The organism is bacterium (Candidatus Blackallbacteria) CG13_big_fil_rev_8_21_14_2_50_49_14 (genome assembly GCA_002783405.1).
Classification (GTDB): Bacteria; Cyanobacteriota; Sericytochromatia; order UBA7694; family UBA7694.
On record PFGG01000055.1, the window covers coordinates 142,699 to 169,220 of the forward strand.

At 48.9% G+C, this 26,522-nt stretch carries 25 protein-coding genes; 9 read left to right on the top strand and 16 right to left on the bottom strand.

Going from position 1 to position 26,522, the window contains the following annotated elements:
* Positions 1–60 precede the first annotated feature (60 nt).
* The gene (locus COW20_13620; protein ID PIW47238.1) at positions 61–603 is read right to left on the bottom strand and encodes an NYN domain-containing protein; all 543 of its coding nucleotides are present in this window, start codon (positions 601–603) and stop codon (positions 61–63) included.
* Between the two features lie 685 nt (positions 604–1,288).
* Here COW20_13620 and COW20_13625 point away from each other — a divergent pair.
* Both COW20_13625 and COW20_13630 read left to right on the top strand, forming a co-directional pair.
* Entirely contained in the window at positions 1,289–2,563 is a 1,275-nt protein-coding gene (locus COW20_13625; protein PIW47239.1) for a hypothetical protein, read from the top strand.
* Positions 2,564–2,635: 72 nt separating this feature from the next.
* The gene (locus COW20_13630) at positions 2,636–3,424 is read left to right on the top strand and encodes a hypothetical protein (protein PIW47240.1); all 789 of its coding nucleotides are present in this window, start codon (positions 2,636–2,638) and stop codon (positions 3,422–3,424) included.
* Here the strand turns inward: COW20_13630 and COW20_13635 are convergent.
* The 10 genes from COW20_13635 to COW20_13680 all read right to left on the bottom strand — a co-directional run bounded on the left by COW20_13635 (position 3,421) and on the right by COW20_13680 (position 12,825).
* Positions 3,421–4,770 carry a hypothetical protein gene (locus tag COW20_13635; GenBank protein ID PIW47241.1) on the bottom strand — a complete coding sequence of 450 codons (1,350 nt, stop codon included), beginning with the start codon at positions 4,768–4,770 and terminating at the stop codon, positions 3,421–3,423. The two genes, COW20_13630 and COW20_13635, sit on opposite strands and share 4 nt — an antisense overlap.
* Before the next feature lie 161 nt (positions 4,771–4,931).
* Positions 4,932–6,056, bottom strand: coding sequence for a citrate synthase (locus COW20_13640; protein PIW47242.1), 1,125 nt, complete (start codon positions 6,054–6,056; stop codon positions 4,932–4,934).
* A gap of 155 nt (positions 6,057–6,211) precedes the next feature.
* Entirely contained in the window at positions 6,212–6,886 is a 675-nt protein-coding gene (locus tag COW20_13645; protein PIW47243.1) for a hypothetical protein, read from the bottom strand.
* Positions 6,887–6,909: 23 nt separating this feature from the next.
* Positions 6,910–7,875: a hypothetical protein gene (locus COW20_13650; protein ID PIW47244.1), complete on the bottom strand. Its 966-nt coding sequence runs from the start codon at positions 7,873–7,875 to the stop codon at positions 6,910–6,912.
* A gap of 4 nt (positions 7,876–7,879) precedes the next feature.
* Positions 7,880–8,152 (bottom strand): flagellar biosynthetic protein FliQ, encoded by a 273-nt coding sequence (gene fliQ / locus COW20_13655; GenBank protein ID PIW47245.1) that lies wholly within the window; start codon positions 8,150–8,152, stop codon positions 7,880–7,882.
* Positions 8,153–8,165: 13 nt separating this feature from the next.
* The gene (gene fliP / locus COW20_13660) at positions 8,166–8,981 is read right to left on the bottom strand and encodes a flagellar biosynthetic protein FliP (GenBank protein ID PIW47246.1); all 816 of its coding nucleotides are present in this window, start codon (positions 8,979–8,981) and stop codon (positions 8,166–8,168) included.
* Positions 8,959–9,354 (bottom strand): hypothetical protein, encoded by a 396-nt coding sequence (locus COW20_13665; GenBank protein ID PIW47247.1) that lies wholly within the window; start codon positions 9,352–9,354, stop codon positions 8,959–8,961. The genes fliP and COW20_13665 overlap by 23 nt, the downstream gene beginning before the upstream one ends.
* A gap of 16 nt (positions 9,355–9,370) precedes the next feature.
* Positions 9,371–9,766: a flagellar motor switch protein FliN gene (gene fliN / locus COW20_13670; GenBank protein PIW47276.1), complete on the bottom strand. Its 396-nt coding sequence runs from the start codon at positions 9,764–9,766 to the stop codon at positions 9,371–9,373.
* Positions 9,767–9,796: 30 nt separating this feature from the next.
* Positions 9,797–11,890 carry a hypothetical protein gene (locus COW20_13675; GenBank protein PIW47248.1) on the bottom strand — a complete coding sequence of 698 codons (2,094 nt, stop codon included), beginning with the start codon at positions 11,888–11,890 and terminating at the stop codon, positions 9,797–9,799.
* A gap of 38 nt (positions 11,891–11,928) precedes the next feature.
* Complete coding sequence (locus COW20_13680; protein PIW47249.1) at positions 11,929–12,825, bottom strand: hypothetical protein; 897 nt, start codon at positions 12,823–12,825, stop codon at positions 11,929–11,931.
* A gap of 168 nt (positions 12,826–12,993) precedes the next feature.
* Here COW20_13680 and dacB point away from each other — a divergent pair, with 168 nt between their 5' ends.
* Positions 12,994–14,424 (top strand): D-alanyl-D-alanine carboxypeptidase/D-alanyl-D-alanine-endopeptidase, encoded by a 1,431-nt coding sequence (gene dacB / locus COW20_13685; GenBank protein ID PIW47250.1) that lies wholly within the window; start codon positions 12,994–12,996, stop codon positions 14,422–14,424.
* Here dacB and COW20_13690 read toward each other — a convergent pair.
* Entirely contained in the window at positions 14,421–15,047 is a 627-nt protein-coding gene (locus COW20_13690; GenBank protein PIW47251.1) for a hypothetical protein, read from the bottom strand. The two genes, dacB and COW20_13690, sit on opposite strands and share 4 nt — an antisense overlap.
* 219 nt (positions 15,048–15,266) lie before the next feature.
* On the opposite strand from COW20_13690, the gene COW20_13695 reads away from it, so the two are divergent.
* Genes COW20_13695 through COW20_13705 form a run of 3 tightly spaced genes read left to right on the top strand, consistent with a single transcriptional unit; the run spans position 15,267 to position 19,961 of the window.
* Complete coding sequence (locus COW20_13695; GenBank protein PIW47252.1) at positions 15,267–16,430, top strand: saccharopine dehydrogenase; 1,164 nt, start codon at positions 15,267–15,269, stop codon at positions 16,428–16,430.
* A gap of 4 nt (positions 16,431–16,434) precedes the next feature.
* Positions 16,435–17,637: a hypothetical protein gene (locus tag COW20_13700; protein ID PIW47253.1), complete on the top strand. Its 1,203-nt coding sequence runs from the start codon at positions 16,435–16,437 to the stop codon at positions 17,635–17,637.
* Between the two features lie 2 nt (positions 17,638–17,639).
* Positions 17,640–19,961 (top strand): hypothetical protein, encoded by a 2,322-nt coding sequence (locus COW20_13705; protein PIW47254.1) that lies wholly within the window; start codon positions 17,640–17,642, stop codon positions 19,959–19,961.
* Between the two features lie 72 nt (positions 19,962–20,033).
* Here the strand turns inward: COW20_13705 and COW20_13710 are convergent, their stop codons facing one another.
* The 4 genes from COW20_13710 to COW20_13725 form a co-directional block, all read right to left on the bottom strand.
* Entirely contained in the window at positions 20,034–20,420 is a 387-nt protein-coding gene (locus COW20_13710) for a hypothetical protein (protein ID PIW47255.1), read from the bottom strand.
* A gap of 120 nt (positions 20,421–20,540) precedes the next feature.
* Positions 20,541–21,101 carry a hypothetical protein gene (locus tag COW20_13715; GenBank protein ID PIW47256.1) on the bottom strand — a complete coding sequence of 187 codons (561 nt, stop codon included), beginning with the start codon at positions 21,099–21,101 and terminating at the stop codon, positions 20,541–20,543.
* A gap of 100 nt (positions 21,102–21,201) precedes the next feature.
* On the bottom strand, positions 21,202–21,948 hold the full coding sequence (locus tag COW20_13720) for a hypothetical protein (GenBank protein PIW47257.1): 747 nt from the start codon (positions 21,946–21,948) through the stop codon (positions 21,202–21,204).
* A gap of 45 nt (positions 21,949–21,993) precedes the next feature.
* Positions 21,994–22,749 (bottom strand): hypothetical protein, encoded by a 756-nt coding sequence (locus COW20_13725; protein ID PIW47258.1) that lies wholly within the window; start codon positions 22,747–22,749, stop codon positions 21,994–21,996.
* Positions 22,750–22,938: 189 nt separating this feature from the next.
* Between COW20_13725 and COW20_13730 the strand changes: the two genes are divergently transcribed.
* From COW20_13730 to COW20_13740, 3 genes are all read left to right on the top strand, one after another.
* Positions 22,939–23,439, top strand: coding sequence for a hypothetical protein (locus COW20_13730; GenBank protein PIW47259.1), 501 nt, complete (start codon positions 22,939–22,941; stop codon positions 23,437–23,439).
* Positions 23,440–23,503: 64 nt separating this feature from the next.
* Positions 23,504–24,796 (top strand): hypothetical protein, encoded by a 1,293-nt coding sequence (locus COW20_13735; protein ID PIW47260.1) that lies wholly within the window; start codon positions 23,504–23,506, stop codon positions 24,794–24,796.
* 206 nt (positions 24,797–25,002) lie between these two features.
* Positions 25,003–26,355, top strand: a complete 1,353-nt coding sequence (locus COW20_13740; protein ID PIW47261.1) for a hypothetical protein — start codon at positions 25,003–25,005, stop codon at positions 26,353–26,355.
* Positions 26,356–26,522: the final 167 nt, after the last annotated feature.

The following is a 26,522-nucleotide window of genomic DNA, read 5'->3' on the forward strand; positions in this document are numbered from 1 at the left end:
GTTCGCTAACCTAGCTTAACATTTAGTTACCTGACTTGAAACAAAACATTTTACCAAAATTTACGTTATTGCAAGATAAGAATGGAACTCATCAAGACTTATAAACTCATCTACACATTGTTTGAGTTCGCTTGCAGCTTGACTCCAAAAACAACACACAACTTTAATATTTCTGCTTCGAATTTTGATAATAGCTGGAACATAATCTTTATCACCAGAAACTAGTATCATTTCATCTTCTTCTTTATTAACAATCGTAAATGAATCTTCCATCATATTGGCAACAACATCCGTGTCAATTTTTTTTTCTTTGTTGCTAAAATTTCTATCATAAACTACTACTTCAAAACCATTTGCTTCAGCAGCAGACCATAAAGAGTCATTTTTGGGTGGTCTTGATCCAAATAAAACAGCTCTTTTTATTTCTGTTTTTTCTCCTCCGGTAAAATGTAGGAGTCTCCCAAAATCAAATTTCCAGCTATAATCACAAATATTTTTTTGAATAGCTTCAGATAAATTTTTCGCTTTTCCAGATTTAACTGATGCTAAGTGCATCCCTTCAATCCAGACATTTGAATTATCGACATATACTAAATTAGCCATTTTGTGCTCCTCTTATTAAATATCTTGCTTAAGTCAAGACGATGCCGTTAGTTGGCCAGCCTGGCGGGTTTTGTGATATAATAAAAGTGTTCATAAGCGCTCCATTATTAGGTTTGATGGCCGTCAGGTATGGTCAACAAGTAATTATCCAGGGGCAGGATAATCCCATCACCACCCCCAGCCCCCCTTCTCAACACAAATCCCCATCAGCTTTTCAGCCTTGCTGTATAACTCCAACTTGCCCCCCAAATCAACGAAATTTAGCATTTTCCAAACAAATCTCAATGTCCATCTAACACGCCAAAACGCAACTTATCCTGTTTCCGTATAACTCCACAAATCGGAGAATTATACTTCTGAATGAACATTCCATCTTTGAAATCTTCTTCCGTATAACTCCACTCCAGGAAGAATTATCCATCCCAGTATCTTGCCCCTGAATAATTATTCGCTTTCTGTATAACGCCACATTTCGGAGAATTATTCAGTTCTCGAATAACACCATTATATTTTCTATCCCTTATGATATCTGCAATTGGATTTTCAATCAAGTTGACGATAATTATTACAATTTTTTAAAATTAGTCACAAAATAGCTCAATGTAATCACAAAATGAAACATTGTAAAACTTTTGTCATATAGGCCACTATCTGTTTCACCCCCCAGACACGCTATAATTTGAACATGTGCAGCCCCCTCGAAAAAATCACTGAGCTGGTTCAAACATCCCAATGGGATCAGGCCTGGGAACTGTGTCAGGCCAGCCTCAAAACCAGCTCTCAAAACCCTGAGCTTTGGGTTATGCAGGGCTATCTCAGCCTGGAAAAAAGAGACCCGCAAACTGCACTGCAATCCTTTTTAGAGGCACTCGAACAGCTGCTCACAGCCCAAGATCTTAAAGCCACAGAAAACTTACTGGCCCAGGTACAGCCCCTCTTTCCAAACCTGCCTGTTCTCAGCCAAGTTAAAGCCCGCTTATTGCTCAAACAGAAACAATGGCAGGCAGCACACCAAACTTTCTGCTCTCTCTCCAAACTGCCCCAGGGAGCTTTGCCCTTTGAAGAACTTGACCTGAGCCCCACCCCGCTCAGCGTTTACCCCTTCGAAGTACAGCACCAACAGACACAACTCAGCCATCTGCTCTCAGCTCAGGCCCTGTCCTCGGAATACCGCCAGTTGCAAAGCCACTGGCAAAACCTGGCCAATACCTTGCAAACCCATCCGCCCTTTCAGGCCTGCGACATTTCAAGCCCTGGCAGCCGCTGGCTCAAGCAAGCTTTCTATGCCCCCTCTCTGCCTGAATTTGAATCGGTTATCAACCCAGCACTAGATACAGCCTCCATTGAGAACCGTTTTCTTGAAAGCGGCTGGTGTACCCTCGATGAACTGCTCATACCCGAAGCCCTGGCAAGTCTCCAGCGCTACGCCCTGCAAGCCACAATCTGGCACAAGGCCTATGCTAACGGTTATTTGGGCGCATCCTGGCTCGAAGGTTATCATCCCCAACTGCTCTTTCAATTGGCTGCTGAGCTGCCAGAACGCCTGCCCCAAATTTTCAAAGGCCTAACGCTTAAAAATATGTGGGCCATCATCTGCGATCAGCGCAGCCAGGGAACAGGGGTGCATGGAGACGAAGCCACCCTCAATCTCAATCTCTGGCTCACCCCCACCAGCGCCAATCAAGATCTTCACAGTGGGGGGCTGATTATCTATGACCAACCCGCTCCTGCCGCTTGGTCCTTTGTGGAGTATAACCAGGCCGATAAAATGCCAGAAATCTATGCTTATCTCAAAGCCACAGGTGCAAAAGCGCAGAGAGTCGCTTACCGCCAAAACCGCGCTGTGCTCTTTCGCTCAGATTTCTTCCATGAATCAGACCACTTGAATTTCAAAGCGGGTTTTGAAAACCAGCGCATCACCAGTATTCAGCTCTTTGGGGAAAAAAGAACCCCCAGCTGAGCGTGCCCGACTGTCACTTGCTTCCCCTGCTAAGCCATGCTAAAACATTAAAAACAGAAAGGCTCCATCCTCATGCGTACATCTCTGCTTGGAATTTTAGTGCTTTCAGCCCTGCTGATTTCTGGCCCCGCCGCCCAAGCGGCCCCAGTCGGCACCACACCGGATACCCGCCCGGCAGCCCCTCAACAGCGCAAGCAATGGACCACCCAGGGAGTTTCGCTTCAGCTCAGTGGCTCGGGCCTGATCGGCAATGTCAATCTGCTCAATCTCTCTTCTTTGCTTTCCTATAATCTCAATCTCGACAAACACCAATTTTTTCTTGATTTTGGCAATCTCTATACCAAAGCGGGCAGCAACGAGGTCGCCAATCGAATCAACGGCTCGGTGCTCTATGCCTATAACGCGCTGGATAATTTCAATATTTACGCCTACAGCACCCACAGCACCGACCGTTCCATCAAGCTCAATTACCGTTTAACCAATGGAGCGGGGGTCTGTTTGCATAAAATCGCCTCGCCGGTTTTCAATCTGTTTTTGGTAAGTTTGGGTCTGGCCTATGAAAACGAATGGTTTGAAAATAATATTTCCCCCTCTGCCCTGCGCTCGGTGCTGAGGGTCAATGCCGTGCTACCACTGGGCGAAACCGCCGAAGCAGGCGTCGACAGTTTCTATACCCCTGTTGTCAATGATTTCGGCGATTACCGAATTTACGCCGAAGCCTTCGTCAAATTTCAGCTCACCCCCGATCTGATTTCGCTCAAACTTTCAGTCGCAGACGAATACGACTCCCGGCCGCAACCGGGAGTCATGAACAATGATTTTGGGGTCTTTGCCACCCTGGGGCTGGATTGGGGCTATTAGCTTGAAACTTTAACCTTCATCACCCAGTTCAGATCGAGATCCCCTGAGCCAATCGTCAGGGTTTTCGTGGTGGTGCCTGTCCAGCCTGTATTCACATACAGTTTACGGGTTGAACCATTTTCATAATAGCCATAGGCTGTAACGGCATGGCCTTCCAAACCGGGGTCTGAAGTGTCCAATTCATCATGAAAACCCACAATCGCAGGGCGACCATCGTCAATCTCACCCTGTACTGAATTAAACAGCGATTTGTCTCCGCCGAGGGTGTCCAGATTGGTTTTAACTGTCAGGTTGCGATCATCCCGCCCCCATTTGCGGCCAAGATAGGCCCAGATTTCTTTGCTTGAACCACAATTGGTTTTTACATAATCTGCAATTTTTTCGTGCATGGCTTCCACCGAAGAGGTTTGAGAACTGGCACTGCCGGCCACCGTATTGTAATCATTGTCGTAAAAACCATAGAGCATGCTCCAGGCCACAGGCACACAGCCCACAGGACAAGAGCTGGTCACATAGTGTTGATAATATTTGGGCACGCCAGAGAGCGATTTGCTGGAAGAAGATTTTGTCGCAAAACTCAAACTTTTATCAAAGGGGGCCTCAAACTTTTGCCAAGCCTGGGCAATCACCGTTTCGGTATCGGGGAAATAAATTAATTTTTGTTTTCCAGACCGGGCCAGCTCGAAATCAAAATCACGGCGCAGACTGCGCAAGGCATATTTTTCAGGTTGTTCAGCCTCTGCCAAGGCATAGGCAAAAGCCGAGAAGCGATAAAATTTGGGCTGGGCTGGCAGGGCTCCCTGTTTTTTCAGATAATCCTGTTCAAGTAAAGCGCGGTGGCCACTGCCCTCCGTGGAATACTCGGGCACGGGCGTGACATAGCGTGAGGTGTTGACGATCAAATAGCCCAACGCTTCTCCTTTATCAGACTGCACCAAAAACTCAAAAGCACCCGGCTCAGCTTCAAAACCATCATAAAAACTGAGCGAGGGCTCGGGCTTCAACTGTGCGTTCTGGTTGCTCCATGCCGATTCCTGCTGGCGGTTTTCTTCAAGAAAGTGCAGGGCAATTTGAGCCGCCTGGCTGGCATTGATTCGCTTTCCGGTTAAAAGCGGGCGTTGCAGTTTCACGGTGCTGATTTCACGAAAGGGTTTCGGCGTCACGGCATCGGCCTCATCATCAATCGCCATCGCTGGCCGAGAGGCAAAGGGTTCCTGAGACACCGCTGGCTTTTCAGGTTTCAGGGCCGAAACCAAGGTATTCAGATTGGCGGGAGTACAGGCACTGACGACACCGCTCAGCAAAAGCAGACTGAGAGAAATTTTAAAACTTGTATTTTTTTTCATGGCACTTCGCTCTCTTTCTTTGGATAACCCCATTATCTCTTGAAAAAGAATTCAGGACGAGGAGGCTTGTCACGCCAAATCTGTGAGCAGAGAACACCCTTTTCTGTGAGCAGGCACAAAAAAAGAGCCTCCCGAAGGAGACTCTTTACATTTCTTAAAGTTTAGCCGCGTTCAGCGATCGGTTTTGAAACCCGGCTGACAGGGCCTGTATAATCTGCGCGGGGGCGAATCAGGCGATTGTTGCCATATTGCTCAAGAATATGGGCAACCCAGCCACTGATACGGCTCAAAGCGAAGATCGGTGTATACAGATCGATGGGAATTCCCAAAACGAAATAGACGCTGGCTGAATAGAAATCCACATTGGGTTTCATGCCTTTTTTCTCAAGCATGTCTTTCTCAAGCAGATCTGACATTTCATACCATTTCATTTCGCCGTTCATTTTGCCCAACTCATAGGACATCTTCTTGAGATGCTTGGCACGGGGGTCGCCATCTTTGTAGACACGGTGACCAAAACCCATGATCCGCTCTTTGTTTTCAAGCGCATCATTCAGAAAAGCTGCTACTTTGCTGACTTCACCAATTTTTTGCAGGGTACGAATCACCTGTTCATTGGCACCCCCATGCAGGGGGCCCTTGAGGGTTCCCACAGCTGAAGTCACGGCAGAATAGATATCTGCCAGGGTAGAGACGGTTTGACGGGCCGCAAAGGTTGAGGCATTCAGTTCATGATCCGCATGCAGAATCAAAGCCTTATCCAGCGCTTCAACCGCGATAGGATCGGGATCACTGTCATGCATCATCTGCAGAAAACTGGCAGCAGTGCTGAGGCCAGGTTTGGGAGCAACGGGTGCTTTGCCACGACGAATTCGTTCTTGGGCTGCAATCACCGTAGGCATCTGGGCAATCAGTCGAATCGCTTTGCGGCGATTGGCTTCTGTGGAATTGTCTTCAGACTCATTGTCATAAAGCCCCAGCAGAGAGATACCGGTGCGCAGACGTTCCATTGGAGAATGCGTAATCGGAAGCTGTTTCAAGACCTCAAGAAACGCTGCCTCTACAGGACGTGCGTCGTTCAATTGCTGATTCAACTCATCCAATTGTGCTTGGGTGGGCAAATCATCATTCAGCAGAAGATAAATCACCTCTTCAAAGGTGGTATTTTCTGCCAGATCGTCGATATTATAACCCCGATAGGTCAGAACGCCATCGACAATCGAAGAAACGGAAGAACTGAGGGCAACAATGCCTTCCAGCCCCTTGTTGGCTGTTTCAGTGCTCATGTAAATAACCTCTTTCTGCTTTCTTCAGTAGCAAATCTACTCTTTTCCTTTTTGATCTGCTTACATCGTTGCGATCAGTATAATACGCTTTGGCAAAGGTTAGCGGCTGAGGAGTGCTGATTCAAACAAAAAAAGCCTGTCTTTTTAAGAATGTCTTATTTATTTGAGGGGATACTTTTACGTAAAACCTTACGAATCGCTTCAGCATCGGGTGCTTTGGGAAAGCGTTTGAGATACTGCGACAAATAGAGATAGACTTCTTTTTGCTTGCCTTGCTGTTGGTAAATGGCACCCAGATTGCGGTAGGGATCCGGAAAATTGGGATCCAATTTGAGCGCTTTCTCAAACGCTGCCTGGGCCTTTTTCAAATCCTTGAGTTCAATATACAAAACCCCCAGATTGTTCTGGGCCTGTACATTTTGGGGCTCTAATTTCAAGGCCGATTCAAAATGCTCAGCAGCTTCTTTTAATTTGTTTTGATTGGCATATAAAATAGCGACATTTTCATGCAAGACAGAATTGTTGGGATTAATTTTCAGTGCAGCTTCAAAATGTTGAAGGGCTTCCGAATGCTTGCCCATTTTCTGATAAATATTGCCTTGAACCACCAAAATGCGTTCATCTTTGGGGTGTTTACTTTCTGCTTTTTCAGCAGCGGCCAAAGCCTGTTCCAATTTATTCTCTAAAAGCAGGGTTTCTGCTTGGGCAATCATTTGTTCGGGCGGAACTTCCAGCATTTTGACAATCTGATACCCGGATCCGGTTAAGAAGATCAGACCAAAAATAACCCCGAAGGTTTTCATCATTAAATCATTTTTCTTAGCAGCCATTGGATTCAAATCTTTCTATACAGTTAAGGTGGAGCTGTTTGGGTAGGTTGCGTCCCTTGGGTTCCCTGAACAGGTGCTGCCGGTTCAAATGGCTCATCCGAATCGCCGGGTGACTTGAGCAGTGGAAAACCGGGGGGAACCCCCAGATTTTCGAGCATGGCTTTGTGGCGGTTGTTTTCATTCATTTGCTGCCAACGCACCCCTTCTGCCACGGCGGTAATCGAACCTTGGGCATTGACCGCCATGCGGTATGAAAAATCCTGCATAACTGAAACCAAGGTCGCAAAAATAACCGTGATCAAGAGCATGCCGGTGGTGGGCTTCATGGCAAAGTTCAATTCAAGGATATTGATCTGGGGAGCCACACGGTTCATCATGCCCAAACCAAAATCCACAACAAACACCACAACAATAATCGGCAGGGCAATTTGCACACCCACCGTAAAAATCTGTGAGGTTATATCCACCAGTTTACGCAGGGCAATGCCGGTGCCAAAGTCAAAGGTGCCAATCGGCAGAATTTCAAAGGTCTTGAAAAAGGCCTTGAGTAGGAAAAGGTGCGCATAGGAACTGATCAGCACAATCGTGCCCAACTGGTACATAAACTTACCAATGATGGTGGATTGCTGCTTGGTCTGCGGGTTAAACTGCATCACCATGCTCAAACCAATCTGAACGTCGATAATTTCACCCCCGGCCTGAATCGCCACGAGAATAATATTGGCGGTAAAGCCAAACAAAATCCCCACCAGAAACTCACGAATCATGAGCAGGATATAGGGAAAAAACTGAGTGGGAATTTCAGCTGGCAGGTTGGGCGTGCCCAAAAGATAGAAAAAAGCGAGTGAAAGCGCAATCGCAACACGGGCCATGCCGGGGACGGTGGCAGATCCCAAATAAGGGGTCTGAAGGGTCAGAGCCAGGGTGCGCGCCACCACCAACATGAAGATCGGAACATGTTTCTCTAGCGCAAAGACAATAATTTCCATGGCCCTAGCGGGTCAGGTAAGAAGGTAGGTTGATCAACAAATGCGTCAGAAACTGTTTTGCTGTACTCATATGCCAGGGGCTGATCAAAATCAGCATACTAAAAACACAGATGGTTTTTGGCACAAAGCTGAGTGTTTGTTCCTGGATCTGGGTAACCGCCTGAAGAATACTTACCGTTAAACCCACCAACATAGCGGTTAAAATCAAAGGCAAAGACATCAAAACAATCATCATGATCGCCTGGGTGCCTAAGGTCAGAATTAAACTCTGGGACATATGCTTTTCCCTCTCATATTCGGAAGCTCATGACAATGGCCTGAAGGATCAGGAACCAGCCATCAGCCAGGGTGAAAACCAGAATCTTAAAGGGTAGAGAAATCGTAACAGGAGAAAGCATCATCATCCCCAAGGCCAGCAAAGTATTCGCAACCACCAAGTCAATGACCAGGAAGGGCAAAAACAAGACAAACCCCATTTTAAATCCGGTGGTCAGTTCACTGACCATAAAGGCGGGAATGACCACATGCAAGGGCACATCGGAAGGACGCTGGGGCTTGGGTTGATTGACCAGGCGAATAAAGAAACCCAATTCCTGTTTACTGGTATGTTTGAGCATAAAGGTCTTGATCGGTGTCAAGCCTCTTTCAACGGCAATCGATTGGGTAATCTTATTGTCAAGATAGGGAACAATTGCGTCGTTGTTGATTTTATCCCAAACGGGGGCCATGGTATAGAGCGTCAGGAAAAGGGCAATACCTACCACCACCTGGTTGGGAGGATTGGTTTGGGTACCCATCGCTGTACGCAGAAAACTGAGCACAATCAAAGTACGCACAAAGGAGGTGGTCATAATAAACATAAAGGGCAAGACGGTTAACAAAGCCATGAAGACAATCAATTGCAGGGGGGTTCCCAATTCTTCAAGGCTCATCGGCTTGCGCATATCCACCGTATCCAAAAGGTTGGTTGGATTGGCCGGTGCCACAGGAGAGGTCGGCAAGGGCCCCGATTGCGCCAAAGCCGGTAAAGTATAAAACAGGAGGATCAAGGCCAGTACAGCAAATGAAGCTGAGGCCAGATACTTAATCAGTTGTGTTTTTTTCATGATCATCCATGTATTCCGCAAAGGCTTTAACCTGATTTTCACCAGAATCTTCGCCTGTATAATAAGGGGGCTTCACCGGCCCCAAACTGGTAATTGAAGATTCCGTCGTTCCAATTAACCAGTATTGATTCTCAAAAACCTGCACCAAATACAGGTTTTTACGTCCTTCCAGCACGCTGCGTTCTAAAACGCGGATTTGCTGACCAGCGGGTGTTCCACCTTTCACCAATTGAAAGAGGGGAAAACCCGGCAAGTTTGCACCTTTTCGGGTTTTCAGTTTCACAAGAATATAGGCTAGGATTCCCATCAAAATGATGAGAAAAACCATATTTTTCAAATAGCCTACGTAGTCAAACTGAAAGGGTTCCCCCATGAAACTTTAAAAGCGGTTAATAGCCGCCCTCATCAAATCCTTCCATTGCACCTGCATCACTGCCAGATTCAGAAGCTTTCGGCTTATGTACCTGCGTGATTTTAACACCGAAATTATTGCCAATGACAACAACTTCGCCCTTCGCAATCAAACGTCCGTTCACGAGCAGGTCAACAGGTTCGCCTGCCAAACGCTCAAGTTTGATTACAGAAGAATCTTCAAGTTGCAAGACTTCTTTCAGGGGAAGATGGGTTCTACCCAACTCCACCGTCACGTCCATCTTGACATCTTTTACCAGTTCAAGATTACCCAATACCCCAGTAACGGCAGAGGTGGGCAGATCCCGGACCAGGGGAGCAAACTTAACGGGACTTACCGTCATTTTGCGCGATGGTTTGTTTTGCGCTTTCATTTCTGCCACGGATTGAAATGCCTCCTCAAATTAAACAGTCAGATTATGCAGTTGATTGCCATTGCCACTATTAAAATAGGTTGTGGAAACCTTTACGGCCAGGTTACTGTCAGAAACAATCAGCTTACCTTTGCCTTTACGTGAGCCATTGAAAAGAATATCTATCTCTTCATTGGCCGGTTTATTCAGAAGGACAAGTGTGCCTTCTTTCAGATTCAGCCACTCTACCAGATCCAGGGTCGCCTGTCCAAGTTCAGCACTGATCTCGACAGGAACATTGCCCAACTCTCCGAAGGATTCATCCAAAGCAGAGGAGAGCAGCTTTTTATCCACAGCGTGGCGGCTGGCATGAGGAGCAAGCAGTTCACGAGAGTCAATCCCGAAGACACTTTCAAACTCACGACCAAACTCATCAATAATTTCAGCAGCAAGATTGTCTTCATCCATCGACAACTCTTCCATCAGGCGACTGGTTTCCAGTTCGGTTTCCAGGGCATCCTGCATACCGCCACCATCGAAACTGATAATCGCGGGATTCGCAAAGGAGCCAGGAGCCTGATCAGAGGAAATCACATGGCCTTGAGGCTCATGACGATAGTGAGTCCGAATCAGTTCATCACTGATAGACATGCCCTGAGGAGACATTTTACCCACCACGATCATTACGAAGGGAATCATCAGTCCCCCCAGGCTGACCGCATGGGTGAAAGAGAGGTCAGGTGAATAGGCCAGACCCAAGGTAGACAATAAGGGCGATACGGCTGGGTTCATGGCTTCTTTGCCAAAGAGCAGGCTCAAGGGCACCACAATCAGAACACCCAGCACGAAACCAAGGGTTGCACCAAAGGATGCGCCCATGGCAACGCGGGCCACAATATTCAGAACATTCATAATCGGGGCTGCTTCAGGTTCATCAATACGGGTCACCTTGGCAGTATCCACATGAATGGTTTCAACATATTTGCTTGAAAACGGGGTTTCAAATTTCCGCATCAGACCAAAGATCGCTCCGGCAATGGCCAATACAAAGGCATAACCAAAGGCGGCTCCCAGAGAACCCCCTAAGAAAAGCATGTCCAGAAGCGGGTTGCCCGTGCCCGGCAATTGAGCAGAACCCTGTGAGGTTTTCTCAGGCTGTGTAATATACGCGCCGACCAAGCCTACAACACCACCCGCAACCGGCTGATCTTTAAAGACTTGATTGTATTTATTGCCCGGAGCCTGTTTAACAGGAGGGGCCACTGAAGCAGGGGCGGCAACTGAAGCAGGTGCAGACACAGGTGCAACAGCACTGGCAGGAGCCACAGGCTTCACAGTTTTGGCCACAGGTTTCACGGCTTTGACCACGGGCTTCATGGTTGATTTTTTAGGTGCCACTGTCTTGGCAGCAGCGGGGGGAGGATCTTCCAAATTGAGGTCAGAAAGATCAAGCGGCTCTTCTTGAGCTTGTTTAAAGGAAGAGTAAACAATTTCTTCTTCGTTTTCAGAAGTATGGCTCATTGGAGCAACAGCCACAGGCTTGCCTGAAAGTGTCAGAGGCTTGCCCTTCACCAAACCGCCCAAATTCAGAAAAGAAACAACGAGCAGTACGAAAGAAATAGCCAAAACTTCAGGCCAGCGGAAAAAGCTGCGCACATTATCAAAACTGACGGTAAAGGTATATTTATTGGTATTGAGATACAGCATATTGTGGACAGAAAAACCCAAACCCACAACAAAAACCAGCAAGAATAAAGTCATCGGCATACTCAGGCTCTTCTGAATCACTGTAAAAACAGCCAGAAGCGCCAAGGGCACAAAACCAAAAAGGGTAAGCAGGCGATAACCCCAGGGGTGACGCCAAATACCAGGAAGCGTATATTCTTTAGGTGGAGGCGGAGGAGCGACGGGCTCAGCAGGGCCAGCTTCAGCTTCTTCAGCTTCATCCTCTCCCAATAAGGAGGCGGCGAAGGCATTGGCTTCAGCCTGCTCGGCTTCTCTTTCAGCCTGCAGAGCTTCCATCATATCATCGCCAAAAAGGTCGTCGTCTTCTTCCTCTTCGTCTTCATCGTAATCATCATCTTGAGAAGCCATCATCATAGGCTTTCTCAGTAGTTCGTCAAACAGTGGATCTTGCTGGTACATAGTCAAACTCTATCTCTCTCTACCGACATTTTGATGACTCATGACTCTGTAATCTGGACAGCCAGGTGACGTCCGTCGGAGGTTGTGCCTGGCATGCCTTTCATGAGGGTATCTTTGCCAACCTTAACGGTCAGCGGCCTATCAATCGCTTGTTCAAGGACAATAAAGTCATTGAATTCCATATTCTGGATATCAGAAAAACTCATACGGGTTTTTCCGAGCTCAACGATGACAGGGGTTGTCACATCATCGACCATGGTGATGCGTTCTTGCACCTGTTCAAAATCAGCCTCTTCACGTGTACTTTCCAGTACATTCTGAAGCGCATGGTACAGAGGAGCCAGATAAGGCTGCGGGAAAACAAGTGCCGCTTTCTGAACATCACGCGCAATCATGGTGACCTGGAAGGTAATCAGCACGGAAGGCGTATCAGGATTGATACCCATCAGCAAATTGCGAAATTCATCAATGGTAGGTGTATTTGGAAACGTAGCCAATTGCAAACTCAAAGGATGGAATTCTCCCCAAACAGTGGAGAAGGCCTCGGAGAACTGTTGAATTCGGTTATCAATCTGACCGAGCTCAAATTCTGTAATTTCATTTTCAGACTCAGGTGCAATTTCTGCACCGGCCTGACGGACCATCGAAATAACAGATTCTTTTTCAATGACCAGGGCAACACCCCCGACCAAAGATTCGCCAAAGCCCAAAAGGGACCAGACAGAATCGCGCGGGTATTTGCGCAGAACCTGTTGAAAACTCTGCTGTTCCACGCTAATCACCTGCCAACTAGCAGCTGAAGTGGGTTCAGCGGACAAAATCTCAGTTAAAGTCTGGGCCACCCGGTCGTGAATATAGTACAAAGCTTTCTGGTCATCACCGGTGAGGGGCCGTGACTTGACAAAACGTAGTGACTGCAGTGGATTATTAGTCAAAGTAAGAACTACCTCATTCTCATCAGGAACTCATCTTATACATAATACGACAAGATCTTTGGATGTACAACGTGGGTTCATCACAGTTGTAAGGATTATGATGAATTTAAAATATAATTTTAACAAGCTTATCCTTAGTTCGGAGGGATTGTGTTACATTTCTTTAAGATGCGAAGCTTTTTGATTCTTACGGCAGGAGTCTTGCCTTTCCTGGTGCTTCCGGTCTCTGCGCGTACGGCAGCCGCCCCTTCTGGGCTGCAGTCTGCGTGGATGCAACCGGGGCTTTCTGCTGCCCATACTGGCATCCAGGTTTTTTCCCTCAAAACCGGGAAATCGATTCTTGCTCACAATGCTGAGATCCCGCTCATGCCAGCCTCAAATATGAAACTGGTCACTTCTGCAGCTGCACTTTCCCTTTTAAAACCTGAGTTTCGTTTTAAAACTTTGGTCTATACCAATGGCAGAGTTCAAGGCAATACCCTGAATGGAGATCTCTATCTCAAAGGCCTGGGCGATCCCGAGCTGACCGATGAACGGCTTTCCCAACTGGCTTCAGAAATTCGCTACAGCGGCATTCAGAAAATCAATGGCAAGCTGATTGCCGATGATCAATATTTTGATCAGGTACGCGAAGGCCGGGGCTGGAAAAAAACCTATGGCGCCTCAGCCTATAGCGCCCAGATCAGCGCCCTGTCTCTGAACCGCAATACCGTCAATGTCTGGGTGCGTCCCGGCCAGCCCGGCCAGGCAGCCGAAATCGCCCTGGAGCCCCCCAACCAGTTTTTTGAAATCGTCAACAATACCCGTACAGGCGGCAGAACCCGTCTGCAAATTGCACGCACCATGAATGGGGGCAAAAATCGGGTCACCGTCACCGGCTCGATCTCCCCCCAGGCCCGCCCCGAAAAAGAAGCAATCAACCTTGAAAACCCTGCACTTTATACTGGCTACGTGTTTAAACACCAGCTTCAAAAAGCAGGGATTGTCTTTACCGGCAGCGTGACACAGGGCAAAACTCCCAGTGGCGTTTATGAATTGGGGCGCACCGAATCCCGTCCCCTGCGGGATATTGTCGGCGAACTGAATAAACACAGTATTAATCTGATTGCCGAAAATCTGCTCAAATACATGGGTGCGCTTTTTGAGGGAGAACCCGGCAGCTCCGCCAAAGGCGCCAAAGTGGTACAGGAAAAGTTTTTACAGGAAATGGTGGGCCTGGGCCCCAAAAACGGCATCAGCATGGCCGATGGCTCTGGGCTTTCGCCCCTGAACCGAGTCACCGCCGATTCTCTGGCAAAAATTCTGATGTATATGCAGGGCCAGTTTGATGTCGGCGTAGATTATATCTCTTCGCTTGCCATTTCAGGGGTCGATGGCACCTTGCACACCCGCCTCAACAGTCCAGGCCTGAAACGTCGGATTCGCGCCAAAACAGGTTTTATCAACGGGGTTTCTTCACTCTCTGGCTATTTACAGACCAAAAACAATGAAACCCTGGTCTTCTCATTTTTAATGAATCACTTCACAGGGGTTTATGCTGCACGCGCCAGTCAGGACAACCTCTGTGCCCGCCTGGTCAACTGGAGCAGCACGCCTTAAAGCTGAACCAAAGGTACCAATTGCAAAGCCAGCTCATGATTTTTTTCGGGGCTGGCTTCAATATCCAGCTTTAACACAAAAATAAACCGGCCCCGCTGAAACAGCAGGGTCTGGTTGTGTGCGTTCCAGGCCGCTTTAAAGACGGGCGCATTCTTCTGATTCGGTTTGGCCGGTTTGGCGGGGGCTTTTGCAGGCGGCTTTTCAGCTTTAAATAGCTGCCCAGCCAGCGGATCCGGGCTGCCATAGCCTGATTCTACGCCCCCCGCCAGTAAAGCCAGATAAGCCGCAATCGCCTCTTCAGCAGAGGCATATTCTCCCCGGATTTCGAGATCCAGCGAGGCCCAGGTGGCAAGCGGCTGGTAAGCTGCCCCGCCTCTTTGCATCGAGGCCCTCAAACGGGCCTCATTTTCAGCCTTGATTTGCTCAGCACTGGCTTTGGGCCATTCAAAATGACAGCGTCCCTTGACCTGACTGGTCTGTTGAATCGCCTCCGCTTTTTTAACCAGGGAATGAATTTGTCCGGCATTGAGCAGGCCACAGTCACGCTCCTGGGCCTGAGCGGCCAGAGGATTTAAACAGCACACCCCCCACAGAAATCCCAATCCCATCCATATCAGACGCATCTTTTCTTTCCCCCTTCACGATGGTTCAGCAGAGCTTGGTACAATACCCTAACAGCGCAGAAGCAAAAACTCTGTTTTTGACAATTTTTCAGGCGCTCAGCTTTGTTCTCAGCAAAGCCGACCGTCTGGCAGATCTGAGGCGCATGGCGCGCACAGACTTCAGACAGGCGTTTCTTTCTGCGAGAAGCTCTAGAAATCATACAACACGAGGAACTGTTTATGGGATATACCTATGTCGTTTTAGGAGCCGGAATTCAAGGCACCACCATCGCCTACGATATGGCGCGTTTTGGCGAAGCAGAGAAGGTGATGTTGCTGGACATGAGTCTGGAACAGGCCCAGAAATCTGCAGAACATATCAACCGCCTGCTCGAAAAACCCTTGGTAGAAGCCGGCAGCATTGATGTGCGCAACCGTGAGCAATTGCTTGCAGCCCTCCAACCCGCTGACAGCTGCCTGAGTGCCGTGCCTTATTTTCTCAACCCTGAAATTGCGGCCTGTGCTGTGGAAGCCAAAACCAATTTCTGCGATCTGGGCGGCAATACCGATGTGGTTTTTCAAGAACTGGCCCTGCATGAAAAAGCCCTGACAGCAGGCGTTTCTGTGATTCCCGATTGTGGTCTGGCACCGGGCCTGGGCAACACCCTGGCAGCCCACGGCATTGGCCAGCTCGATCAGTGTGATGAGGTACAGGTACGTTGTGGTGGCCTGCCTCAGAACCCCCAGCCCCCCCTGGATTATATGCTCGTTTTCAGCGTAGAAGGGCTGACCAATGAGTATTTTGGCGAAGCCGTGATTCTACGGGACGGAAAAATCGACAAGGTCAAAACCTTTGCCGAGCATGAACTTTTGCAATTGCCGGCTCCCCTGGGCGAATGTGAGGCCTTTACCACCTCAGGCGGCACCTCCACCTGCCCCTGGACCTTTGAAGGCCAGGTCAAAACCTACGAATACAAAACCATTCGCTACAAAGGCCACTACGAAAAAATGAAGGTCATGCATGATCTGGGCCTGCTCGATCTTGAAGCGATTGAAGTGGATGGCCAGCAGGTCATTCCCCGCCATGTCTTTCATGCCGCAGCCCTGAAAAAGCTCAATTTTCCAGGCGAGAAGGATCTGGTGGTTTTGCGCGCCACCTGCAAAGGCAGCCGGGATGGTCAGGCCAAAACCCTGGAATACACCATCGTCGATTTCTTCGACGAAAGCACAGGCTTCAACGCCATGTCACGCATGACGGGCTATCCCGCCTCGATTGTGGCGATCATGATGGCCCGTGGCCAAACCGAGCGCGGGGCCATTCCGCTCGAAAAGTCGGTGCCCACCGCTCCGTTTCTGGAAGAACTGGCCCTGCGGGGAATCAAGCTTCAGATTCAGGAAAGCTGAAATCATGGGGGGGCGGGTTCGCGCTATACTTAAGAAAAAATCCAGTGAGATCATCATGAAGCCTGTTTTCTATCTTTTGAGCGCAAGCCTTGTTTTGGCCTGTTTACAGCCTTGGGTCAAAGCCGCCCCCTCGCTTTTCTCGCTTAAAAATGAAAGCCACCAGACCGTGGCACAAATCGCACCTGAAAACTTTTTCAAAATCGGCCCCGCCCGGCTGGCCAAACAGCACTTGGAGACCTCGCCGGTGCAGTTGGCGGCCGTTGCCCGCAGCACCCTGGCCTATCTTGAAAAACATGCCCAGGATGACGCAGAAGCCGTTCATGCCGGGCTCTTTGGCAGCCTGGGGGTTTCCCTGGATCAGGTCAAGGCCACCTTGGCCTTTCTTGTTAGAACCGTCGAAGAAGATCAGGCCGCCAAGCGGCCCTTTCGCCTCAATGATCCCGCTTTTCTTGAACAGCATTTTCGCTTTTTTGATTGGAAAGCCGATCAAAAAAACGCAGCGGCCCACAAGGTCAAGGTCAGCGATCAGCGCATCCGTTTAACCAAATATGTGGTCTTTGAAGCTGCGGGCAGCCCGGTCAAAACAGCACAGCAAAACTGTGCCCTCTACGCTTTGCCCAAGGAAGAGGCCCAACTCAGTGCCGACGAAGCTGAACAAGAAAAAAGCCGCCTGATTCGCTACCGTTTTAGCAAACAACAAGTGGTTGCAGGGGCGGTAGACAAACTGGGAGTAAAACCCCTGGTCTGGGTCAGCCGCCAAGGGCTTGAAGACGCCCTGATGCAGGGCAGCCTGATGGTGCGTATGAATGATGGCAAAATGCGCATGTTCAATGTGCACCGCAACAATGGCATTGGCTATGACCGCAAAATCAAAGACCCGCGCCAGCAACGCCGCTATTGGTATTTCAAAGAAGTCGCCGGGATTCAGGGCTATGGCAAAGATGAAAAAATCATCGTCCAGCCCGCAGTGACCGTCGCCGGTGATGTGTTTAATCTGGGCTTGGGCAAATTGGTGGCCCTGCGCTACCCGCTTCAGGGCAAACCTGTCATGCGTCTGGCCATTCTGGCAGACACCGGCGGGGCCTTTATTCCCAATCTCTACCAATTGGACTATCTGGCAGGCGTTTTTCCTGACCGTGAGGCGTTCCGCAAAGGGGTTCAGCACCTGCCCGAATATGCTGAAGCCTCGGTTTTACTGCTCAAATAGCCATGCAGATTCGCCTCAGCACGACCGAACTTGAAATTGAGGGCCAACCCGGCATTCTCTATGGGGGAGAATTTCAGTATTTTCGCATTCCCGCCACCCTCTGGGAAGAAAGCCTGCGCCAATTGGCCGAGGCCCAGATAAATTTTATTTCCTGTTATATTCCCTGGATCTGGCATGAATATGAAGAAGGCCAATACGATTTTACAGGGCAAACCGTGCCTGAGCGCGATCTTGAGCGTTTTCTCAGCCTGGTAGAAAGCCACGATCTGGCCCTGATTGTGCGCCCCGGCCCCTATGTCTATGGCGAATACCAGGGCTTTGGCATTCCCGACTGGCTGCGCCAGAAACACCCTGAAATTCTGATTGTCTATGAAACAGGCCTGACCAGCAATGAAATTGCCCTCAACCATCCGGTTTTTCTGAGCTATACCCGCCGTTGGCTCGAAGCCGTGACCCATTATCTGCGTCCCCGCCTCGACAATGGACGGATTATTGCCTGTCAGCTCGACAATGAAACGGGTCTGCCACAATATGGCGGTGTGGCCTATGCCGGAGATTTTAATCCCCATACGGTTGAAAGCTACCATCTCTGGCTGCGCCGCTATTATCCTTCGATAGAGCACCTGAACCGCATCTGGCATAGCAGCTTTGAACAGTTTGAAGAGATTGAACCCCCGCGCAAAAGTGCCTTTGCTGCAGTGCCGTTCCGACAATGGGCGGCCTTTATTGAGGATTATCTGGTGCACTATCTCGAAAGCCTGAAACAGATGGTCAGAAGCCTGGGTGTGCAGTGCCTGCTCTATCTCAACGATCCCTATCTTTGTCAATGGCCCAATAACAGCTCAAAAAAAGCCCGCTTGGCCCTGACCGGCTACGATATCTACAGCAAGTTCACCACCGACAGCGAATCGACCCATGACGTACCCTTTGGCATCTCTTTCGCGCCAGAATTTTACCGCAGCCTAAATCCCCAGCGTCTGCTGATGGGGGTTGAAGTCGGCAGTGGCTGGTTTGATCCCCGTGTAAAGATCCGCAAGGAAGCGTTTCTGCAAAATGGCATGGTGGCACTCTTGCGGGGTATGCGGGTGCTGAATTGGTATTTGCTGCACGATTGCGTAGAAACCGACGGTATTCCCTGGGTATTTCAATCCCCGCTCGACAAAGACGGGCAACCCGTAGACCGTTACCCCGTCATGCAGGAAATTGGCGGATTTATTCAAAACCACGCCCCACTTTTGGCCCAAAGTGAAATTCTACAGAGTCCGATTGGCCTGCTCAAATATATTCCCCAGGGGCGCGATTTTCTCAAGTCCAATTTCAATGTCTGGAGCGCGCTCGACATGATGGACAACGCCCTCTGTCATTTTTCCGGGCTGACCGCCATGCACGGGGTGCTGCTCGAAAGCGGCTATAACCCGGTGGTGCATGATCTTGAGCGCATCAGCCTGCAGGAACTGGAAGCCCTGGATGTGGTTTTTCTGGCCTCGACCAATCTGATGGAACGGGACATGTACCAGAAACTTGTCTATTATGTCGAAAACGGGGGCACGCTGGTTTCATTTGGCAGCCCCGTGGCCACAGATTTACAGGGCGAACCCTATGCCCACAACCCCCTGTTTCCGGCCAAACCCTATGGGCACGGCAATAAATTGCAATATGGCACCAATACCGTGCTTTCGCAGGTTGCCCTGGATATTATGGATTACCAGATGATGCGCCGCAGCATTTCCCACAAACTCTCACTGCATACCCTCGATATGATGCACCCTTTCGTAGAATTTACCAAATATGTAGGCAAATCAGGGGCCTGGATTGAAACCGAACGGGCGGAGCCCTTCTGGGCCAGCCGTTTCGCCAGTTTCTGGCAGGGAGGCGGCATTTCACCTGTGCTGCGCCAACCCGATGGGGCTACCGTTGGGTATAGCAAGCGCTTGGGGCGGGGTCGCCTTTATTTTCTGGGCACCTTGCCCGGCCTGTTTTTTGACACCCCCGGCTATTACACGATTGAACCCGACAAGAAACAGTCGGTTCTGCGCTTCTTTGGGCAGTTGCTGAAAGAAAACGGGCTTTCGCCCCTGGTAGAAGGCGTGCCCCATACTGAGGTGATTCTGCGCCAAACCCCTGAAGGCAGTTTGATCGCGGGCCTGATCAACCGGGGGCCCGCCCAGGAAGTCACCCTGACCTTGAATATGATGCAACCCTTTCAAAGGGTCGAAACCTTGTTCTTGAGCCACCCAGAAACGGATCGGATTGAAAAAGCCCGTTATCAAAGGCTCAAGGGTTTTCTTTCCAAGGATGCTGTGGCCGTGGTGCATTTGCTCTGAAGCCGGCCCTGGCCTTATTTCATTCAGTGCTTTATTAACCCCAGACACGACAACTCACCGGCTGAAGCGATTTTATCGAACCCGCTTCAGTTTTCCTTCTTCTGTGACAATAAGCTCAGGTTTGAGTCCTAACTTTTCAATATAGGCATTGAAAATCCGAATAGCTTCAGGTTTATTGTCAAAATAATCCTCAAAAAAACCTGGATAGTCAAACTCAACAGGCCAGGCCGATTCCCATTTCTCTTCATCTGAATCATCAAAACTCTTCTTGACCCAATATTCAGGTATAGATGAATCAGTAATTAAAAACATACTTTTAGGATATCTGCAGGGGCCTTCTTGCGAAAAGACACGAAATCTATCTCCTTCAATGGCAAGAACATCGTATTCGACCCCTTCAACAAGATCTTCAGCCTGATGGTATTCTGATGATTTTAATGGATCAACTTTTACTTTCATAAAATACTGCGACACCTCAGAAAAACAAAATGACACAGAGGCACAACATTCTTTGTTCTAAAACCCGACAGAAACATCATTCGCTCTCTTTTACCCCATTAAACACATAACAGCTGGCTATTAAATGATTTCAAAATGAGGATTATAAAGGCATCCTTCTTGAGGAATTTTCTTTTCTAGATCCTGAAGTAACATATAACTTTGTTGATCAATGAATTTTAATCCACTTTCCCGAATTGCATGAACTATTTTAGAAAGCAAACCTTTCCATTCAGATATAAACTGATTTTTGCTCATCGTAATATTCGGTGAATTGTTAAGTGCAACTAATATTTCTTTTCCTCCGTGAATAGAATTCCAGACAGACTGTATTTCAAGAAGATCTTCCTTCCAACGAATATTCCAATCAGCTTGAAAAGTATCTGAGCCAAAACAAACCTTTACAAAGCCTGCTTCATCATTCATGATCAGATTCAGAAAATACAAGATATCTTCTAAAATAACGCATAAGTCGTACTTATAATCAATAGGTAACCAAATACCATTCCATACCATAAAAGCTTTTTCCGTAAATAGAGGAAATAAAAGCTCTGCGGCATCAAAAAGGTCGTTACAAACTTGCTTCTCACAGTTTATAACCCTGGGATTACTCACCTGAATATAAAACAATAGTTGCCTCAATTTTTCGATTTAAAAAACCCTTATTACTGTACATAGTACAAAATTTTGCCTTATAAAAAGAAACCAAACTTCTAAACAAAGCTCCCCAACTCAACACGCATCAAACAAAAGCGGAATGCTCTGGATAGGCATAATGCCAGGCCCACTGCTTCAAAGCATGAACCTGCTCCCATTGCCCGGTCGCCTGAAAATAGTCCAGCTCAGATTGCTCAGCCTTGAGATTCATTTCGCGAATTTCGGGCAAATGCTGGTTGTCCTGAAAACTGCCTGCCCCAAAATGAATGGCAGGCACCAGATCGGTCACCCCCATTTTCCAACCACGCGCTTCACAGGCCAGCGCACAATACAAATCCAGCCCCCAACCAAAGCGCAGCTCATAGGGCAGGCGGGGCAAGGCCTCAATCAGACGGCGATGAATCAGCGGTGCCTGAAAATCCAGCCAACGCACCCAACGCGTTCCCCCACTGCCCCAATGGTGCATTTGCCGCCAATAATACTGAAATTCCTGGGGATAGAGAATATGGGGAGAGAGCAGCGTCAGATCATGCCTGAGCATTTCCTGCAATAAACTGCGCACAAAATAATAACCATGCACGATCAGGTCGGAATTGAGAAACAAAAGGGCATCATATTCAGGGTTTTTCATCAAATGAAAAGCGGCGTTCAGCCCCCCACCAAAATAGGTGTTCTGGGGAAGTTCTATCGTGGCATAAACACTCTTCTGCTCAGAGCCATTGTCAAGCACCAGCAGGGTATAATCCTCACGCTCATAGGGTTTGAGCTGACGGTAGAGCACATCGGTATATTGCACCGAATTGAAATGAAGAATCACCACCAGCGCTTTCATTAGCTGCGCCCAAGCAACGGGCTGAATGAAAAGAACGCCCCCTGATTAAACCTTAACAATCTGCCAGGCCACCACATCGATTTTACGCACAAAATGCAAAAGCGTAGCCTCATGCGAGAGCTTTAAACCGATGGGCAGGGTCATGGTATTCAGATCAAACTGCGCTTCGGCCTTTTGCAGAGACCAAGGAGCATGGTGAATCTCCCCACAATAAATCTGACCGGCAGCGTCTGAAGTATAGAGGCAATAACGCTCTGTCAGCCAGTGTTCAAGTGTGCCCTTGCGGCTGAGGTATTCACGCCCGACCGGACGGTAAATAGCTTTCAGAGCCGCTGTTTGGGCGCGAAGATCTGTACGCTGGCTTTGATAACGGATCCAATCACGGCCTTCATTCTGTAGCGACATGCGGGCATTAAAATAAGGCAGACGGTACACACTGCGCGCGATTTCAACGGCAACGGGATTGGCGGCATCCAAACTGACAAACCACACCCCGGCCTTGTCTCCTTTGCGCACATAGGTGCGCACATTCAGCTCAGGAAAAGCTGAAAGCCACGGCACCGCAGGCGCAAATCGGGGTTTGACATTTTCCATGCGAAAGGGCACCACCGCAATCCAGGCCTGACCTTCATAGGTATCCAATTCTAAGCCCGCAGGCAATAATGGCAATAAGCTCTCAACAGGCACGGGCCAATGGGCAAAAAGCAGATCACACCAACGCTGGTGCATAATCCAAGGGCTTTGAGGCAAAGGCCAGGGACGGTGGTTGACCTGTTGGAGAAAAGCGGGGGGTTTCAGCATGGGTTGCGCCTTAAGGTAATTTGTTTCGCAGGCATTTTAACATGAGACCGAGAAGCCCAAGCAGAATCAGTTTCTTCACAATCCCCAATCGCTCACAAAACGGCGTTCCATGAAGGCAATCAGAAGAAAAATGGGCTTATGCTATGATGCAATGATAAAGATCCAGAGAATTCTTGAAGGGAGCGCACCATGAAATTATTTCCCCTGCTTGTAATGCTTTTTCTGACAGTCACTTTGCCCCTGACCGCCCAGACCATGCCTGACCGCCAGCCCACACTCAGTTCAGGCACAGAAGACACTGTCGGCATGATCTCCATGCCCAGTCACCACAGCGTAGCCGTCACGGTGGATCGGCTTGAGCGCCTGATTCGGGAAAAAGGGCTTTCGTTTTTTGGCAAAATCGACCACCGCGCCAATGCCGAGCGTATCAAGCTCTCACTGCGTCCGACTGTGCTGGTTTTATTTGGCAATCCGCAGGCCGGCACCCTGCTGATGCACCAGGAACAGAGCTTCGGCCTGGATTTACCGCTGAAATATCTGGTTTGGCAGACTTCTGATGGCAAAGTCTATATCACCTGGAACAACCCCTATTTTCTGGCCAAACGTCACGGAGTCGACGCAGGGCACGAACTCTTATCCAAGAGCAGCCAATTGCTCACCAGTCTGGCCCAGCAAGCTGGCGCACCGTAAGATTGCAGGGCGTCCCTGCTCCCTGTTATGCTGCCTGAGCAGTCTCATCTAGAAGGAAACAATCATGCTTAAACTGATGCTGGCCTCGCTCCTGATGAGCGTCTCCCTGGGAGATGCTCAAAAAGCACTTGAAAACAAAGACTATCTCAAAGCAGCCGATCTCTACCAACAGTATCTTGAAAATGTCAGCCCCGGAGATTTTGACGCCCGCTACGGGTTGGCCCGTTCATTGGCTTTTGCAGGCAAATGGGAAGAAGCCCTGAAAGCCTACAATGCCATACTCAACGATTTTCCGGGTGAACCCGACAGCCTTTTGGGGCGGGGTCGCTTACTGGGCTGGATGAAACGTTATAGCGAAGCCGCAGCCGATTTAAGCAGCCTGATTGAAAAAAAACCAGAGTATCACGAAGCCTGGAGTGCCCTTGCAGATATTTACCGCTGGGATCACCAACTCGAAGCAGGCGAAAAACATGCAGAAGCCTGGCAGACACAATTTCCTGAAAGCCCAGCCCCCTTGTTGGCCCTGGCGCAACTGCATATGGATTTTCGGCTCTTGGTCAAAGCCCGCGCCGATGTGGCCGCAGCCCAAAAAGCAGGCGCCAGCCCCGAAGAAACCAACCGCTTGCTCAGCCAAATTCAACAACAACCCGGAGCCTTGCCCTGGGAACTGCAGGGGTTTTATGAATTCCAAGCCTTTGTCCCCCATGCCGGGCAAGATTCCCGCACCCCCTGGAACAATTTCACTTTGGGCATCCGCCACGCCTTTCCACAGGGCTCGGTGGCTCTGCAAAGCCTGACCGTCAATCGTTTTGACCGTCTGGATCAGGCCTTTGTACTGGATGGGTATCTCAGCCTCTGGCCACGGGCCTTTGGCAATCTGCGTCTACAAGGCGCTCTCAGTGGCGATATTTTGCCCCACGTAGATGTTTTGGGCGAAGTTTTTCAAGAGTTTGGCGACAGTTGGGAAACCTCACTGGGGTATCGCCAGATGGCTTTCAGCAATGCGCCGGTTCATTTTTTTCAGGCTGGCCTGGGCCATTATTTTGGCAATCTCTATCTGCGTTTACAACCCCAACTCTTTCTCTCCCCTGAAGGCCCAGGCATTCAAGCCGCCCTCTGGGCCCGCTATTTTTTCGATTCTGCAGATAATTTTCTGGAACTCAGGCTGGGAGCCGGTCGCCAGGTCATGTTGGTGAATGCCGACACCCTGCAAGGGCAAAACAGTTTCTTCGCTCTGCTCAACGGACAGATGTTTATCACGCCACAATGGGGCTTATTGGGAACCTTGAATTATAACTATTACGATCAGTTCCCCCATATGCTGGGTTTTACGCTGGGCAGTAAATTCCGTTGGTAAGTCTTAGCTAAAAACAGGTGTAAAGGCTTTGATAGACAAGCTTTTCTGGATTCACGCCCGAATAGCTTAACCAAAAATTAAACCACATTAAACCATATTTTAATTTTTAACACAGTCTTAACAAGAACGTTATCTAGTTAACCTCTCCATAATAAATTTAATTATAAATTTATCTTCTTAATCTTCAGCCTGGTGAGGTAACGCCCATGCCCCTGCAACTGCAAACCCTGAAAGTTCTGCAAACCCTGGATACCGATCGCAGCCGTTCGCTCTCTTTGCAAGAACTCAAAAAAGCAGACAGCAACAATGATGGCAGAATCTCTGCTGAAGAAAGTAAAAAAATTGGCTTTGATACCCGAGATCTGCTGTTTATCAACCGCCGTATGCAGGAAGGCTTGCCCAAAGACAAAGCTGTGGTCTTTTCCTATCAGGAAATGCGCGCCCAAACCCTGGCCACAGAAATCAACGCCCATTTCGCCGAACTGGACAGCGATGGCAATGGCCTGATTTCAAAAGCAGAGAGCGCAAAAGCGATTGGGAATCCTGCCTTTAAAGGCGATACTGCAGCCACCGTGACCACCCTGTATAAACTCATGGGCGATTTTCAAGGTTTTTCAGATGATACCAAGATTCTGCCCACCCTGCCCCAGCACCCCTGGCTGGATAAGATTCCGCTGCAAATCTATGATGAACGGGGTTTGAGCCGTGCGGATCTGGACGCCTTTGTGGAAACTGCCCGCAATAAACCTGGAGATGCCCGTGTCTCTGAAGCCTTTGGCCGTTTTTCAATGGCCTCTTACCCCGCTCCTGGCCTGAAACGCGAACTTTTCCCCAAGGGCATTGAAAGCATTCGCCCCGACCATATTGAACAGGGTGAACTTGGCGATTGTTATTTTCTGGCAGCAGTGGCTTCACTGGCCAATACCCCACAAGGGAAAAAACAAATTCTGAATATGATCAAAGACCATGGCAACGGCACTTTCACAGTGACTTTCCCTGGCAAAAATCCAGTCAAAATCAACGCCCCCACTGAAATGGAACTTTCACTTTATTCCAACGCCGGCCAAGATGGAATGTGGCTGAGCGTACTTGAAAAATCCTACGCCGAATTAAAAAACCAAAGTTCCTGGGTGCCTTTCCTGCAACGCAGCAACCCCTACGATAAAATTGGAAACGGTGCGTTTCTGAGCGTGGGTGTGGGGGCTGTCACTGGAAAATCTACGGATACCGATGTTTTGCTGATTACCTCTCTGGATACTCTGCGCAGCAAGCTGAAAGCCGCAACCGCCCAAAACCGTGTCATCACCGCTGGAATCAACAAAAGTCTGAATCCCTGGAACGAAGGCACCACCGCCAATGGCCTGCCCATGGCACATGCCTACAGCGTGCTGGCCTATGACGCCAAATCTGACCAAATCACAATTCGCAATCCCTGGGGCAGCACGGAAGTGACAGATGCTTCTGGCCGTGTTCGTGACGGAGTAAATGATGGTACATTCAAAATGCCTTTGAGTGAGTTTAAAGCCACCTATTCCATGATCACCTACCAAGCCAAATAATTCATGCTCACGAAAAAGCCTTCGCTCAATTCTGAGCGAAGGCTTTTTCTTTGAAGGAAAACCTAAAATAATTGCTGGGCTCAATCACCCACACGGGATTTGCGATCAATAGCCGTCAGCACAAGTGAGGCCACCCCAAAGGCCAAAGCCAGGGACTGAAAAACCAG

Coding starts and splice junctions, on each gene's coding strand:
- COW20_13620 (PIW47238.1), bottom strand. CDS start 603: ATGGCTAATTTAGTATATGTCGATAATTCAAATGTCTGGATTGAAGGG.
- COW20_13625 (PIW47239.1), top strand. CDS start 1,289: ATGTGCAGCCCCCTCGAAAAAATCACTGAGCTGGTTCAAACATCCCAA.
- COW20_13630 (PIW47240.1), top strand. CDS start 2,636: ATGCGTACATCTCTGCTTGGAATTTTAGTGCTTTCAGCCCTGCTGATT.
- COW20_13635 (PIW47241.1), bottom strand. CDS start 4,770: ATGAAAAAAAATACAAGTTTTAAAATTTCTCTCAGTCTGCTTTTGCTG.
- COW20_13640 (PIW47242.1), bottom strand. CDS start 6,056: ATGAGCACTGAAACAGCCAACAAGGGGCTGGAAGGCATTGTTGCCCTC.
- COW20_13645 (PIW47243.1), bottom strand. CDS start 6,886: ATGGCTGCTAAGAAAAATGATTTAATGATGAAAACCTTCGGGGTTATT.
- COW20_13650 (PIW47244.1), bottom strand. CDS start 7,875: ATGGAAATTATTGTCTTTGCGCTAGAGAAACATGTTCCGATCTTCATG.
- fliQ (PIW47245.1), bottom strand. CDS start 8,152: ATGTCCCAGAGTTTAATTCTGACCTTAGGCACCCAGGCGATCATGATG.
- fliP (PIW47246.1), bottom strand. CDS start 8,981: ATGAAAAAAACACAACTGATTAAGTATCTGGCCTCAGCTTCATTTGCT.
- COW20_13665 (PIW47247.1), bottom strand. CDS start 9,354: ATGGGGGAACCCTTTCAGTTTGACTACGTAGGCTATTTGAAAAATATG.
- fliN (PIW47276.1), bottom strand. CDS start 9,766: ATGAAAGCGCAAAACAAACCATCGCGCAAAATGACGGTAAGTCCCGTT.
- COW20_13675 (PIW47248.1), bottom strand. CDS start 11,890: ATGTACCAGCAAGATCCACTGTTTGACGAACTACTGAGAAAGCCTATG.
- dacB (PIW47250.1), top strand. CDS start 12,994: ATGCGAAGCTTTTTGATTCTTACGGCAGGAGTCTTGCCTTTCCTGGTG.
- COW20_13690 (PIW47251.1), bottom strand. CDS start 15,047: ATGCGTCTGATATGGATGGGATTGGGATTTCTGTGGGGGGTGTGCTGT.
- COW20_13695 (PIW47252.1), top strand. CDS start 15,267: ATGGGATATACCTATGTCGTTTTAGGAGCCGGAATTCAAGGCACCACC.
- COW20_13700 (PIW47253.1), top strand. CDS start 16,435: ATGGGGGGGCGGGTTCGCGCTATACTTAAGAAAAAATCCAGTGAGATC.
- COW20_13705 (PIW47254.1), top strand. CDS start 17,640: ATGCAGATTCGCCTCAGCACGACCGAACTTGAAATTGAGGGCCAACCC.
- COW20_13710 (PIW47255.1), bottom strand. CDS start 20,420: ATGAAAGTAAAAGTTGATCCATTAAAATCATCAGAATACCATCAGGCT.
- COW20_13720 (PIW47257.1), bottom strand. CDS start 21,948: ATGAAAGCGCTGGTGGTGATTCTTCATTTCAATTCGGTGCAATATACC.
- COW20_13725 (PIW47258.1), bottom strand. CDS start 22,749: ATGCTGAAACCCCCCGCTTTTCTCCAACAGGTCAACCACCGTCCCTGG.
- COW20_13730 (PIW47259.1), top strand. CDS start 22,939: ATGAAATTATTTCCCCTGCTTGTAATGCTTTTTCTGACAGTCACTTTG.
- COW20_13735 (PIW47260.1), top strand. CDS start 23,504: ATGCTTAAACTGATGCTGGCCTCGCTCCTGATGAGCGTCTCCCTGGGA.
- COW20_13740 (PIW47261.1), top strand. CDS start 25,003: ATGCCCCTGCAACTGCAAACCCTGAAAGTTCTGCAAACCCTGGATACC.